The sequence below is a fragment of the Luteibacter aegosomatis genome, from assembly GCF_023078455.1.
In the GTDB taxonomy this organism is placed as follows: domain Bacteria; phylum Pseudomonadota; class Gammaproteobacteria; order Xanthomonadales; family Rhodanobacteraceae; genus Luteibacter; species Luteibacter aegosomatis.
Genome location: NZ_CP095740.1, coordinates 570,943 through 584,517, shown reverse-complemented (window position 1 = coordinate 584,517; position 13,575 = coordinate 570,943). Strand labels below are relative to the sequence as shown.

The 13,575-nt window shown below is 68.1% G+C and carries 15 protein-coding genes; 13 read left to right on the top strand and 2 right to left on the bottom strand.

All coding sequences use genetic code 11. The features are described 5' to 3' along the window. Positions 1-144 precede the first annotated feature (144 nt). From L2Y94_RS02625 to L2Y94_RS02610, 4 genes are all read left to right on the top strand, one after another. Complete coding sequence (locus tag L2Y94_RS02625; RefSeq protein ID WP_247372957.1) at positions 145-1,095, top strand: LysR substrate-binding domain-containing protein; 951 nt, start codon at positions 145-147, stop codon at positions 1,093-1,095. A 167-nt stretch (positions 1,096-1,262) separates the two neighbouring features. Further along, entirely contained in the window at positions 1,263-2,207 is a 945-nt protein-coding gene (locus L2Y94_RS02620) for an MBL fold metallo-hydrolase (protein ID WP_247372954.1), read from the top strand. A gap of 22 nt (positions 2,208-2,229) precedes the next feature. Continuing rightward, positions 2,230-3,063 (top strand): MbnB/TglH/ChrH family RiPP precursor modification enzyme, encoded by an 834-nt coding sequence (locus L2Y94_RS02615; RefSeq protein ID WP_247372952.1) that lies wholly within the window; start codon positions 2,230-2,232, stop codon positions 3,061-3,063. Next, entirely contained in the window at positions 3,060-3,710 is a 651-nt protein-coding gene (locus tag L2Y94_RS02610; protein ID WP_247372949.1) for a hypothetical protein, read from the top strand. Before L2Y94_RS02615 ends, L2Y94_RS02610 begins: the two co-directional genes overlap by 4 nt. Before the next feature lie 22 nt (positions 3,711-3,732). On the opposite strand, the gene L2Y94_RS02605 is transcribed toward L2Y94_RS02610, so the two are convergent. Next, the gene (locus L2Y94_RS02605; protein ID WP_247372946.1) at positions 3,733-4,608 is read right to left on the bottom strand and encodes a LysR family transcriptional regulator; all 876 of its coding nucleotides are present in this window, start codon (positions 4,606-4,608) and stop codon (positions 3,733-3,735) included. A 216-nt stretch (positions 4,609-4,824) separates the two neighbouring features. Here L2Y94_RS02605 and L2Y94_RS02600 point away from each other — a divergent pair, with 216 nt between their 5' ends. From L2Y94_RS02600 to L2Y94_RS02590, 3 genes are all read left to right on the top strand, one after another. Next, complete coding sequence (locus L2Y94_RS02600; RefSeq protein WP_247372944.1) at positions 4,825-5,130, top strand: hypothetical protein; 306 nt, start codon at positions 4,825-4,827, stop codon at positions 5,128-5,130. Positions 5,131-5,287: 157 nt separating this feature from the next. Then, positions 5,288-5,878: an HvfX family Cu-binding RiPP maturation protein gene (locus L2Y94_RS02595; RefSeq protein ID WP_247372942.1), complete on the top strand. Its 591-nt coding sequence runs from the start codon at positions 5,288-5,290 to the stop codon at positions 5,876-5,878. A gap of 239 nt (positions 5,879-6,117) precedes the next feature. Next, positions 6,118-6,627: a hypothetical protein gene (locus tag L2Y94_RS02590; RefSeq protein WP_247372940.1), complete on the top strand. Its 510-nt coding sequence runs from the start codon at positions 6,118-6,120 to the stop codon at positions 6,625-6,627. Positions 6,628-6,912: 285 nt separating this feature from the next. On the opposite strand, the gene L2Y94_RS02585 is transcribed toward L2Y94_RS02590, so the two are convergent. Then, on the bottom strand, positions 6,913-7,776 hold the full coding sequence (locus L2Y94_RS02585) for a YicC/YloC family endoribonuclease (RefSeq protein WP_247372938.1): 864 nt from the start codon (positions 7,774-7,776) through the stop codon (positions 6,913-6,915). Positions 7,777-7,853: 77 nt separating this feature from the next. Here L2Y94_RS02585 and rph point away from each other — a divergent pair, with 77 nt between their 5' ends. The 6 genes from rph (at position 7,854) to L2Y94_RS02555 (ending at position 13,559) form a co-directional block, all read left to right on the top strand. Then, positions 7,854-8,585, top strand: coding sequence for a ribonuclease PH (gene rph / locus L2Y94_RS02580; RefSeq protein ID WP_247372936.1), 732 nt, complete (start codon positions 7,854-7,856; stop codon positions 8,583-8,585). Further along, complete coding sequence (locus L2Y94_RS02575) at positions 8,582-9,091, top strand: GNAT family N-acetyltransferase (RefSeq protein WP_247372935.1); 510 nt, start codon at positions 8,582-8,584, stop codon at positions 9,089-9,091. Before rph ends, L2Y94_RS02575 begins: the two co-directional genes overlap by 4 nt. Further along, entirely contained in the window at positions 9,088-9,684 is a 597-nt protein-coding gene (gene rdgB, locus L2Y94_RS02570; RefSeq protein WP_247372933.1) for an RdgB/HAM1 family non-canonical purine NTP pyrophosphatase, read from the top strand. The genes L2Y94_RS02575 and rdgB overlap by 4 nt, the downstream gene beginning before the upstream one ends. Continuing rightward, the gene (gene hemW, locus L2Y94_RS02565) at positions 9,681-10,838 is read left to right on the top strand and encodes a radical SAM family heme chaperone HemW (protein WP_247372931.1); all 1,158 of its coding nucleotides are present in this window, start codon (positions 9,681-9,683) and stop codon (positions 10,836-10,838) included. Before rdgB ends, hemW begins: the two co-directional genes overlap by 4 nt. Positions 10,839-11,049: 211 nt before the next feature. Continuing rightward, entirely contained in the window at positions 11,050-13,215 is a 2,166-nt protein-coding gene (locus tag L2Y94_RS02560; protein WP_247372930.1) for a DUF1631 family protein, read from the top strand. Continuing rightward, positions 13,212-13,559, top strand: a complete 348-nt coding sequence (locus L2Y94_RS02555) for a PilZ domain-containing protein (RefSeq protein ID WP_247372928.1) — start codon at positions 13,212-13,214, stop codon at positions 13,557-13,559. Before L2Y94_RS02560 ends, L2Y94_RS02555 begins: the two co-directional genes overlap by 4 nt. Positions 13,560-13,575 lie beyond the last annotated feature (16 nt).

The following is a 13,575-nucleotide window of genomic DNA, read 5'->3' as shown; positions in this document are numbered from 1 at the left end:
GCCCTTGACGGGATCGACGCGTTTTCGGCTGCATTATAGGTTTTCCGCTCCGGCAAAGGAATTGGCCGTACAGCCAAAAGACGCCCTCACCGCCTGACCATAGACTGGCCCCAGGCAGGGCGACGGATTCCAACGAAGCAACCCATGGATCGAATCAACAATCTCGGCGACCTGTATCTCTTCGTGCAGGTCATCGAAGCAGGCGGTTTTTCCGCCGCCGCCACACGCATGGGCACGACGCGTTCGCTGCTGAGCCGTCGCCTCATCGCCCTGGAGCAACGCCTGGGCGCGCGGCTGCTCCATCGCAATGCGCGACAATTCGCGCTCACCGCCACGGGCGAGCGCGTGTACCGGCACGCGTCGGCCATGTGCGAGGCCGCCATCGCGGCCGAGCAGGCGGCGATATCGCAGGATCCTACCCGCGGGCTCGTGCGCATCGAGGCCGAAGGCCTGGTCTCGCCGATGGTGGCCGAGCTGGCGCCCGGCTTCGCCGCCACCCACCCGCGCATCCGCCTGGCGGTGAGTACCGGCGGCCACGACCTGGATGCCTTGTTGCGCCAGCAGGCCGACGTGATCCTCAGCCTGCGCGAAACGCTGCCCGACAGCGGCGACATCGTGGCCCGCTCCCTCGGCACCGTCCGCATGGTGACGGTGGGTAGCCCCGATCTGGTGCGTCGCATCGGCACCCCGAAACACCCCGGTGCACTCGATGACGAACACTGCCTGAGCTATGCCAACGGCACATCGGGGTACTGGACGTTCCACGGGATGGCACCCCACCGCCGCAACGGCCGCATGGCGTCGGCGGACCTCGGCGCCCTGCTTTCGGCAGCGCGCGCCGGCGTGGGCTTCGCGCAACTGCCGCTCTACATGGTGGCCGACGACCTCGGCTCCGGCCGCCTGCGCACGATCCTGGAAAACTTCGAGCAGCTGCCACGCACGCTGCACGCCCTCACGCTGTCCAGCCGCGCGGTAAGCGAGGTGACGGTGAACTTCGTGCGCTTCCTGCAGAAGGGCATGACGGCCATGGCGGAGCGATGGGAGCAGCAGGTGGCTGCCACGTCGCTTACGGAGACGTCCGCTCCGTCCGCCTGACCCGCCCGCACGGTGGGAGAAGCGATACCAAAAAGGCATGGACCCATGGAAAACAGGCATTGGTGACAGGGGCCGTTCCGGGGCGAAGCTTGTTCGCACCGAACGCCGCGGGCCGCGAGGACGACCTCCGCGCCTGCCGCCATCCCCACCCCTCACGGAGCCTCATCGTGAATCACCTGCTTCGGATCGCCACCATCCTGGGCTTGACGGCCGTTTCGGCCGGCGCCTTCGCCGCCGAACCGATGTGTCGTTCGCCCCACACCATGGGCATCCAGCTGCTCGGTTCGGGAGGCCCCATTTCCGACGACGCCCGCGCATCCTCGGGCGAGGTGATATGGATCGACGGCAAGTCGCGCCTGCTCATCGATGCCGGCGGCGGCACCTACCTGCGCTTCGGCCAGGCCGGCGCCCGCCTGGAAGACCTCCACTTCATCGGCATCTCGCATTTCCACACCGACCATAGCGCCGATCTTCCCGCGATCCTGAAGGGCGCGTACTTCATGGCTTCCGACAACAAGGTCACCCTCGCCGGCCCCGATGGCTCGGACGCGTTCCCGAGCATGACCGCGTTCTTCAAGGACATGTTCGGCGGCAAGACCGGATCCTTCGCCTACCTGGAAGGGCTACGCGACGGCAGCGACGGCCTGCACCTGACGGTCAGTCCGATCGTCGACGTCGATCGCCACGCCGAGAAGCCGTCGCTCGTGTACCAGGACGCCGAGGTCAAGGTTTATGCCTACGGCATCCCGCATGGCGACGTACCCACGCTCGCTTTCCGCATCGAGAGCAAGTATGGAACGATCGTGGTGTCCGCCGACCAGAACGGCACGCGCCAGGGCTTCGTCGATTTCGCCAAGGGCGCGGATATCCTGGTGATGCCCGCGGCGATCGACGACGATGCCGACGCGGCCTCCAAATTCCTCCACGCGCCGCCCACGGTCGTCGGCAAGCTCGCCGCCGCGATCCATCCCAAGGTGCTCGTCCTGAATCACTTCATGGGCAAGTCGCTGAGGAACAAGGACGCCAACGTCAAGATCATCCAGCAGTACTACCACGGTCAGGTCTACGAAGGCCGCGACCTTTCCTGCTTCGAGATGCCTGACGGCAAGTGACGCCGCATCCAGGGAGAAGACCATGCACGTCCAAGGCCGGGGCCTCGGCTTGCGCCGGGAATTCGCCTCCACGCTCGCCCATGAACCACCGCGGACGGACTTCGATTTCCTCGAAGTCGTGCCGGACAACTGGATGCGCGTGGGCGGCGAAAGCGCACGAATCATCGATGCCCTGGCGGAGCGATACCCGATGGTGGCGCACAGCCTCAGCCTGTCCATCGGCGATGCGCAACCGCTGGACAGGGATTACCTCGATCGCATCAAGGCGTTCCTCGACCGCTTCGGCATCACCGTGTACGGCGACCACGTCAGCCTGTCCAGGGACAGCCGGGGGTATCTGTACGAGCTGATCCCCATGCCCCGTACCGAGGCGAGCCTGGGCTTCCTCGTCGCGAAGATCCGCGCGGTGCAGGATCACCTGGAGCGACGCATCGCGCTGGAAAACATCTCCTACTACCACGAGGAGCCCGGCCAGATGCCCGAGGCCGAGTTCCTCGCGCGCATGATCGAAGGCGCCGGCTGCGCCTTGCTGCTGGACGTCAACAACGTCTACGTCAATGCCCGCAACCACGGTTGGGATGCGCAGGCCTTCCTGGATGCGCTACCGGCGGATGCGGTGGCCTATTACCACGTGGCCGGGCATCTGGATGCCGGTCCCGGCGAGCGCGTACTGGATACGCATGGCACGGACGTCGCCGAAGCGGTGATGTCGCTGGGCGCCTATGCGGTCCGGCGATTCGGCCACCGCCCGGTGGTGCTGGAGCGGGACAACAACGTGCCCGGCCTGGCGACGCTTTGCGCGGAGTTGAACGTCGTCTACCAGGCGCTCGTCCCACCGAAGGACGATACGCCATGATGCAGGCACCCGCCGACGTCATCGAGGCGGCCGAACGCCGGTGCCGGGCGGTTCGCGACGACGAACTGCTCCCCTACGGCCCGCTGATCCGCGCCGGTGCCCATGAACTGGTGTCGATGATGTTTCCGCGCTTCGTGGCGCGTCGCGGCCACGATGCGCTCGTGCGGGACATCGACACCTTCTTTCGCGAGTTCGGCGCCGGCCGTGCCGAATACATCCAGTTGGGCACCGAGTTCGTACGCTTCATGCTCCCGCGGTTGCCCGGCGGCACCGAGCGCGTGCTGCTGGAGTACGAATGGATGCTGTTCGACGTGGAAATCGACGAGGCCGTGGTGCCGGAGGTCCGCGACGACCGGTTACCGGCGTCGTGCCGAATCAATCCGACCGTACGCTGGCTGGCCGCATCCTTCGACCTGCTGTCCGATGCCGAACCGGATGACGCGCTTCCACCGGGTCACTCCCGGTACGCCTACGCCATCTACCGCAGCGCCGATGATCGGGTGTCGACGCACCCCCTGGGAGCGCGCGACATCGCGGAGCTGGCCCGCTTCGAGGCCGGCACGCACCACGCATCCCCGACGGACGACACGTCATGGCTGGTCGATGCGCTGCAGCGCGGACTCATCGTGGACAGCACCGCGACCTGAACGGTCGTGGCGGCCATCGACCTCATCCCTCGATCAAGGCAAGCAGCGCGCGCTCGGCCGGGCCGTCGGGCGCGGCGGCTCGGCGCACGATGGTCAGGGGCCGACGGATCGTCAGCCGTGGACTCGGAAGCGGAATGAGCACGTCGTTGGCCAACTCGTCCGTGATGCTCACCGCGGGCAGCCAGGCGATGCCGCCGCCGTGGATCGCCGCCTGCTTGATCGCCTCGGTGTTGCCGAACTCCATGACCGGCCCCATCCGTACGCCCAGGTCGTCGAGGATGGCGGCGATGAGCTCGCGCGTTCCGGAGCCGGACTCACGCATCAGCAAAGGCTCGTCGTTCAAATCGTCGGGCCCCAGGGCGTGCAGGTCGGCCAGCCGATGCCAGGCCGTGACGACGGGAACCAGTTCATCCTCTCGGAACTTCGTGGCCGTGAGGCCTTCGACGTGGAGCGGGCCTTCGATGAAGCCCAGCGAGTAGCGCATGTCCGCCACCGCCTGCGAGACCTGCGCGGTGTTGCCCACGTAGAGCGACACGCGCACATCGGGATGGTCGATGCGAAAGCGCGCCAGCACGCGCGGCAGGATGTAGGTACCGATGGTGTTGCTCGCCGCGATCGACAGATGGCCGATGCGTGCGCTGGCCAACTCCTTCATCGCCAGGTCCGCGCTGCGGGCGATGTCGAACAGACGCGTGGCGTACTCGGCCAGCACCTCGCCGGCACCGGTCAGGCGCATGCCGCGGGGCAGTCGTTCGAAGAGCGACAATCCGAAACTGTCCTCCAGCTCGCGCAGCTCTCGCGAGAGAGCGGGCTGCGAAATATGCAACGCCCTTGAGCAGGCGGTGATGCTGCCCGTCTTGGCGATGGTGTGGAATACGAGCAGGTGGTGAAGGTTCATCCTCGGGAAGGCCGTTATCGCATGGGCTGGCGGGAATGCCGTGCCCGAATGGTATGGGATAAATCCCGGACCCGGCATACCGAAAACGCATGGGATGCATCGGAAACAAGCATTGGTGACCGCGCCCGATCGCTGCGACGCTTTGCCTCACGAAGCGGATGCAGCTCGCCAGCGTTCCGGGACGCATCCGGTTACCCACACCCGGTAGGAATCGCCATGAACCATACCTTCGCTCTTTCGATCGCCGTCACGTCCCTCGCAGCCTTCGGCGCCGTCGCCCAACCCGCTTACGCCGACACCACGACGCCGCCCGCCGCCGCCACGCCGACCGCGTCCCACGGTGGCAAATGCGCCAGCGGCAAATGCGGTACGGAAAAGATCTACAGCAAGGCCAGCATCCAACAGGACCCGCAGGACCGCCTCGTCCGCGCCCGCGACGGCAAGTGCGGCCTCACGGCCCAGGGCCACGACGCCGAGACGAGTTCGGCCAAGAAGCTGGCCGAGGGCGTCTGCGGCCAATAAAGCCGCTCTCTCCGATACGCCGCCCCCGATGTGCGAGGGGCGGTCCCTTCCTCCGCCCGTTTTCATCGACGCGTTCCGCGAGTGAACGTGCGGACGCCTTATTGCCCGGTTTTTGTCGCTGCCCCCCGGCGCAAACCGACTGCACCAGGAGCTTCCCATGGCCAAGCCACTCGCCCTCATCCAACGCGCCCTCGACCAGTCCAGGCGACTGGACTTCATCGCCCTGCTTTCCATTCGTCTTTATCTGCTGCCCACCCTGTACGAGGGCGCGCACGCCAAGGTGACCGGCTTCAGCGGCGTGGTGGAATGGTTCGGCAATCCGGTGTCGCAAGGCGGCCTTGGCCTTCCGATGCCGACCGTCATGGCCACGCTGGCGACCGGCACCGAGGTGGCGGGCGTGATCTGCATCGCCCTCGGCCTCGCCACTCGGATCATCACGGTACCGCTGATGATCCTGATGACCGTGGCAGGCCTGTCCGTCCACTGGTCGCACGGCTGGGCCGCCATCGCCGGCAAGACCACCGAAGCCAGCATGCGCCTGGACGGGCTCATGGCATGGTTGGCGCACTCGTTCCCGGGTCGCTTCAACTACGTCACGGAACTGGGCGATCCGGTGATCCTCAACAACGGCATCGAATTCACCGTGACCTACGCCATCCTCTTCGCCGTGCTGTTCTTCTACGGCGCCGGTCGTTACGTCAGCGCCGACCACTGGCTGGCCAGGTTCTTCCCCCGCTGGCCGACCTGATCGCGCGCGGTCCGCCGCACCATGCATTCAAACGACAAAGGCCGGGCTCATGCCCGGCCTTCGTCGTCTGGTGCGGCGGATAAGCGGAATCGCCCGGACCATGATGACGTTCATGCCGCGCGCAGACCGCTATGCGCAAATGGTATCGAACGAATGCCATACATGTATTGGGCGCACTCGAACGGTTTGCCTAGCCTATGTCCACACCGTTTCAGCACGTCCCACTACCGAGCCAACCCATGAACACCGTCATCGCCAAACCGCTTCTTCGTACCGTCGCGCTTGCCTGCATCGCGGGCGCCGCCGGATGCAACGGTACGCTCCATACCCGTTGGGTCCAGGACGGCGACACCCACAGCCTGTGGTCATCGCGCATGACCGAATTGCCCATCCGCCTCCACCAGCCCGGCAAGGATGCGATCGTGCAAACGCGCGATGGCCACCCGTGGACGACCCAAGGCGTCATGGCGATGCCACGCGTGGAGCTGTACGTCGGCGGCACGCAGGCGCCCACCTACGAATCCGCATGCACCGCCACCACGACCCTGCGCGCCGACACGATCACGAAACCCGGCACGCTGGTGTTCGCCGCGCTGTGCGACGGCCCCCGGCTGGTCGTCGTGGCGGAAGACCACCTCAAGCCCGCGCAAGCCACGCCGGCGCTTCCGCTCTTTCGCAAGATGGAAGACCGGCTCCTGCGGGCCATCCGCATCAGCACGGCGCAGACCTATATTCCGCAGTACGGTTGATACGCCCCGCGGGTCGCCGTGCAGGTTGCCCTACCTGATCGGCGGGACGGCGTGACCGGGTTCCGAAACACCCTGACGAACCTCGCCGCATCCTTCGACGGGGCCATACCGAAGGATCCATCGGATCGCGGCATGCAAGCGAGCCAGCGTCGAGTCGGGCGTCGCGATGTCGCACAGCAAGCCACCATGTGGACCTTGCAACACACGAAACTGGATTTCACCCTCGTACGCCGGCGACCGAGCCGGCGAGGAGGCGTATCCACGGGGCGGCCGCGGCCATGGACATCACTCGATGTTCTGAACCTGCTCGCGCATCTGCTCGATCAGCACCTTCAGCTCCACGGCCGCGTTGGTCGTGCGCGAGTCCACCGACTTCGAGCCCAGCGTGTTCGCCTCGCGGTTGAATTCCTGCATCAGGAAGTCGAGGCGGCGGCCCACCGGCTCCTTCAGCGCAAGCACGCGGCGGGCTTCGGCGATGTGGGTGGCGAGACGGTCGAGCTCCTCGTCGACGTCGATGCGGGTGATCTGGAGCACGAGTTCCTGTTCCAGGCGACCCGGCTCCACCGGCTGGCGGATGTCGGCCAGGCGCGATTCAAGGCGGGCGCGCAGCGCGGCGCGGATCTCCGGCAGCCAGCCGCGCACGTCGCCCACGATGGCTTCGATGCCGTCCAGGCGATCGCGCAGGATCTCGCCGAGCTTGGCGCCTTCGCGGCCGCGCGTATCGGCCAATGCGTCGAGCGCGCGGTCGAGCACGTCGAGGAGGGATGCCTGCAGGGTCTCGGTGTCGGCTTCGGGCTGCTGCAGCACGCCGGGGAAGCGCAGCAGCTCGGTGAACTCGATGGACATGCGGGGGAAGCGCTGCTCGAGGTCGAGCGCCAGCTCGGAAAGGCGCGAAAGCATGCTTCCGTTGACGCGCAGGCCGTCGGCCGTGCCGTTTTCGCTCCGCAGGCGTACCGTCACGTCGACCTTGCCGCGCGACAGCCGCGTCGCGATGCGCTCGCGCAGGAGGCCTTCCGCGTTGCGCAGGTCGTCCGGCATGCGCGGGCTGATCTCGAGGTAACGGTGGTTGACGGTGCGCAGCTCGCAGGTGAGCGTGCCGAAGGGGCCCGCGCTCTCGGCGGAGGCATAGGCGGTCATGCTGCGGATCATGGGAGGCATCGCTCGCGCGGAAACAAGGGGGGCAATGGTAAACTGACCCACCGCCCGCGCCCAAATCAGGCCTGCCCATGTCTTTCTCCCGTCCGAGCGGCCGTGCCGCCGACCAGTTGCGCACCGTCAGCATCGAACGCCATTACACCCGCCACGCCGAGGGCTCCGTCCTGGTGAGCTTCGGCGATACCCGCGTGCTCTGCACCGCCTCGGTCGAAGAGCGCGTGCCGCCGTGGCTGCGCGGCAAGGGCGAGGGCTGGGTCACGGCCGAATACGGCATGCTGCCCCGCGCCACCAGCGATCGCACCCAGCGCGAGGCGGCGCGCGGCGGCCAGGGTGGCCGCACGATGGAAATCCAGCGCCTCATCGGCCGCTCGCTGCGCGCCTGCGTCGATCGCGCCGCCCTGGGCGAGCGCGTGATCACCCTCGACTGCGACGTGATCCAGGCCGACGGCGGCACGCGCACGGCCGCCATCACCGGCGCCTACGTGGCGCTGGTCGATGCCGTGGCCACCCTCACCGAACGCAAGCTGGTCAAGCGCAATCCCATCCTCGGCGCGGTGGCCGCGGTATCGGTGGGCGTCTACAAGGGCGTGCCGGTGCTCGACCTCGACTATGCCGAGGATTCGAACTGCGACACCGACATGAACGTGGTGATGAACGACGGCGGCGGCTTCATCGAAGTGCAGGGTACGGCCGAGGGCCACGCCTTCCGCCGCGACGAGATGAACGCCATGCTCGAACTCGCCGCCAAGGGCATCGACGAACTCGTGGCCGCGCAGCGCGCCTCCTTGGGTATCGGCGCATGAGCGACGTACGCGCCGCCACCGCGGACGACCTCGACGCCATCGTCGCCGTCCACGAAGCCGCCTTCGGCCGCCCGGCGGAAGGCGGCCTGGTGCGGCGGCTGGTCGAGGCGGGCAAGGCCAGCGTGTCGCTGGTGGCGGTGGACGAGGACGACGCGGTGATCGGCCACGTGCTGTTTTCGCCCGTGACCATCGAGCAGGGCGACGACGGCAAGGCGCTGGGCCTCGCGCCGGTCGCCGTGCATCCCGACCACCAGCGCCGGGGCGTCGGCCACGAGCTCATCGAAGAAGGCATCGGCGCCTGCTTCGTCGCCGACGCGCGCGCCGTGTTCGTGCTGGGGTCGCCGGCCTACTACGCCGGCTTCGGTTTCCAGAAGGCGTCGGCTCACGATCTCCGCGACGCGTTCGAAGGCGGCAACGCCTTCCAGGTGCTGCCGCTGACCATCGACGGACTCGCCGGCTATCGCGGCCGCGTCGACTACGCGCCGGAATTCTCGGAGGGCGCGTGATGCGCATCGTCCTGGCCTCGGGCAACGCCGGCAAGGTGGCCGAACTGAGGCAACTGCTGGCCGGCAGCGACATCGAACTGGTGCCGCAGACGGCGTTGGGCGTGGGCGACGCCGACGAGACCGGCCTCACCTTCGTCGAGAACGCCCTCATCAAGGCGCGCCACGCCGCGCGTGCCACCGGCCTGCCCGCGCTGGCCGACGATTCGGGCATCTGCGTCGATGCGCTCGGCGGTGCGCCGGGCCTGTACGCCGCGCGCTACGCGGGCGTGCACGGCGATAACGCCGCCAACAACGCGAAGCTGCTGCGCGAACTCGACGGCGTGCCGGCGGAGAAACGCACGGCTTATTTCATCGCGGTGCTCGTATGGCTACGCCATGCCGACGATCCGGCGCCGCTGATCGCCGAAGGGCGCTGGCAAGGCCGCATCCTCGAGGCGCCGCGTGGCACGGGCGGCTTCGGTTACGACCCGCTGTTCCTGCCCGACGGCTCCGAGCTCGGCGCGGGCGAACTCGACGCCGAACTGAAAAACCGCCTGAGCCATCGCGGCCAGGCGCTGGCCGTGCTGAAGGCGCGCCTGTCCGAACTGGCATGAGCCTGGTCCCGCCGCCGCTGTCGCTGTACGTGCACATGCCCTGGTGCGTGCGCAAATGCCCGTACTGCGACTTCAACTCGCATGGCGTGCGCGGCACGCCCGACTACGCGGCCTATGTGGATGCCTTGCTCGCCGACCTCGACGGCGACCTTCGGGATTTCAGCGAGGCGATCCATGGCCGCGCCATCCGCAGCGTGTTCTTCGGCGGCGGCACGCCGAGCCTGTTCTCGCCCGAACTCGTCGGCCGCTTCCTCGACGGCGCGCGCGAACGGCTGCCTTTCCAAAGCGGTGCGGAAATCACGCTGGAAACCAATCCGGGCACGGTCGAACACGGCCGTTTCGACGGCTACCTCGCCGCCGGGGTCAATCGCATCTCCTTCGGCGTGCAGAGCTTCGACAACGACAAGCTGCACCGGCTGGGCCGCATCCATTCCGCGCACGAGGCGGCCGATGCCGTACGCCAGGCGCAGGACGCCGGCATCGACAACATCAACATCGACCTGATGTACGCGCTGCCCACGCAGACGCTCGAGGGCGCCATCGCCGATGTCGAGCAGGCCGTGGCGCTCGCACCGACGCACGTATCGCATTACCAGCTCACCCTGGAACCGAACACGGCGTTCGCGGCCAATCCGCCGCCGCTGCCCGACGACGACTCGGCCTGGGCCATCCAGGAAGCCTGCCAGGCGCGGCTGGCCGAGGCCGGTTACGGACAATACGAGGTATCGGCGTACGCGCTGGCCGGCCGGCGCTGCGAACACAACCTCAATTACTGGCGTTTCGGCGACTACCTGGGCATCGGCGCGGGTGCCCACGGGAAGATCAGCGACGCCGACGGCGTACGGCGGCGCTGGAAGACGCGCCTGCCGGCCGCGTTCCTGGCCCAGGCGGGCCAGTCGTCGCGCATCGGCGGCGACAGTCGCATCGAGGCGGCCGACCTGCCGTTCGAGTACATGCTGAATGCGCTGCGGTTGATCGACGGCGTGCCGATGGGGGATTTCACCGAGCGGACGGGGTTGGGGCTGGAGCGTATCGCGCCCGCCATGACCGCCTGCATCGCCAAGGGATGGGTGGTGGACGATCCGGCGACGCTGCGCACGACGGAACGGGGACAGCGTTTCCTGAACGACGTCATCGAAGCCTTCATGGATTAGCTCCGTCGGTTTCGCGGACAGGGTCCGCTCCTACCCTCCGGTAGCAAGCCCTCCTAACCGGAGGGTGGGAGCGGACCCTGTCCACGATGGCCATCGCGGCAAGCCCCGCCTAGGCCATTCGCCCTAGCCGAAATCCCACCGTCCGGCGGCTGGCGGGGCACACGCGGCGCCTCCTACACTCGATCCGGGGTTAGGGGAGGACCCATCATCGATGAATCCAGGCACGCCGCCGTCGCAAGGCCGGATGGGTACGCATCCCGTCCCCCTCTCGCCGCGTGCCGAACGCGAAGCGCAGCAAGGGCTGTCGCTGTGCCTCACTTGGCTCGACGCGCCGCTGCGCCATGCCTTGCGCGATCTCGACGGCCGCCTGTTCGCCGCCGCCGAAAGCAGTCGCAACCCGCTCGAGCAACAGGCGTGCTTCGATGGCCGCGCCATCGCCGAGCGCGAAGGCGCCGGTTTTCGCCATCGTTTCGCCGCCTTCCTCACCCAGCGTTTTCGCCATTTCGGCGAATCGCTCCCACGCGAGCCGTCCGACGGCGGCCATGCGGCCCTGAGCCTGGTCGATCCGGGCGAACAGGAGCGCACGGACGCATTGGCGAGCATGGCCGCCCGCGCGGAATCGCGCAGTGCCGCCAACCTCTTCGAGCTGGGTTACCGCATGGCGGTGTTGGCCGGCAGCGCGCCGCTGGAAGCCGACGTCCTGCCGGTGGGCCCGCGCGTGCTCGCCGCCGCGCTGGAAGACGCCGCGCGACCGATATCGCTGGAGCCGGCGCACGTGCTCCTCCTCTTCAAGGCGGTGGATGCGCACGTCTTCGCGCCGGTGGATACCTTCTACACCGCGCTCAACGATCATTACCGCACGCACGGCATCCTCCCGGGGTTTCGCGTGTTTCCCAACGTGCGGCTGAGCCATCCGGTCACGCCGCGCGAACCGGCCGCGTCGCCGGACACGCGCACCACCGAAGGCCATATCGGCGTGCTCGAAGGCCTGCGCGCGTTGCTCGCCGGACGCGCGGGACACGTCCGCGGCACGGGCCCGGCACCACGGCTGGCGAGCGACCAGGAATTGCAGACCGCGCTGCACGCCTTGCAAGGCCACGTCGCCGACGTGACCGATGCCGCCCGGCGAGAGATCCGCAGCGCCCATGCGTTACGCGAAGAACTGGTGGCGCAACTCGAGCGTGGCCGTCCGCGCGGCTCGCCGCCGGCGGAACTCACGGCCGAACAGGACGACACGGTCACCCTCACCGCCATGCTCTTCGAAAGCCTGGCCGGCGAACTCGGCGCGGTCGGCCGGGGACGATCGCTGCTGGGCGGGCTGCAATGGCCGATGCTGCGCGCGGCGATGAACGATCGCGGTTTCTTCGACGAGCCATCGCATCCCGCCCGCGCGCTGCTGGAAACCGTCGGCGAGGCTGCCCGTACGTGGTTGGATCCCGCCGACGGAGAACCTGACGCGGCCCTGCTCGACCACCTCGAGCGCGTCGTGCTCGAGGCGAGCCAGGCCCAGGTGGTGGACCCGGCGTGGCGTGCCGGCATCGAGCGGCAGATCGCCCATCTCGCCCGCAAGGCGCACGTGGCGGAGCGCCGCCAGATCGAGGCGATGGACGGCCGCGACAAGCTCGAGCGCGCACGCCGACGCGCCGCCGAACTCATGAACGAGCGACTGGTCGGCCAGCCCGCCACGCGCGGGGTGCTGCGCATCCTGCTCGAGCGCACCTGGGCCGACGTGCTCGCCCTGCACATCCTGCGCGGCGGCGAGAACGGCGAGGCGTTCCTGCAGTGCCTCGGCGTCACCGATCAACTGCTCGGCCGCCGTCCGGTCGGCGACATGGCCAAGTTGCGCCAGGACATCGAGCGCGGTCTCGAACACCTCGGCATGCACCCGGTCGAAGCCTCCCAGGTGGCGGCAGGCGTGTTCGACGGACCGGAAAGCGACGCCGCGCCGACGGCCACCGACGTGGCATTGCGCCTCAAGCAGCGTCCGCGATTGGGCGAAGGCACCGCCCACGGCGAACCCCGTCCGACGGTCGAACCGACGCCCCTGGATCCCGCGGCACGGGCCATCCATGCGGGATTCGCGCAATTGCGGTTCGGCACGTGGTTCGAATTCCGCAAGGCGGACGGCGGCACGGCGCGACGCAAGCTGGCCTGGTTCTCGCCCGCCACGGGCCATTGCCTGTTCGTGACGGCACGCGGCACCCGCATCGAGGACATCGACCTGACCCGCCTCGCCGGCCTCATCGCCGCGGGTGAGGCCTGGGAATGGAAAGAGCAACGCCTGTCGATGATCGATCGCGCCTGGCGCGCGGTTACCCGCAACCTGCGCCGCGATCGCGGCACCGACGACGGCGGACGCCAGGCGGGGCACGGATGACCACGCCCAACGAACAACGCCGCGCCCCACGCAAGCGCGCCACCTTGCCCATCCCCGTCATGGACGTGTTCCGTGACCAGGTCGTGGGGCAGTTGGGCAACCTGTCGGTGGGCGGTCTGATGCTGATCGGCGCAGGCGCGCCGCTCGCCGGCCTCGTCCGCCAGGTGGTTTTCACCCTGCCCGATACGGCCGGCCACGAGCGCCGGATCGAGATCGGCATCCAGGAGCAATGGCATGAGCCGGCGGCTCTCGCGGGCCAGTTCTGGAGCGGTTACCGCCTCGTGGCGGCGAGCGACGACGACATCCACCTCATCGACCAGTGGGTCGGACCGCATCCGGACTGAACGGAGACCATCGAAC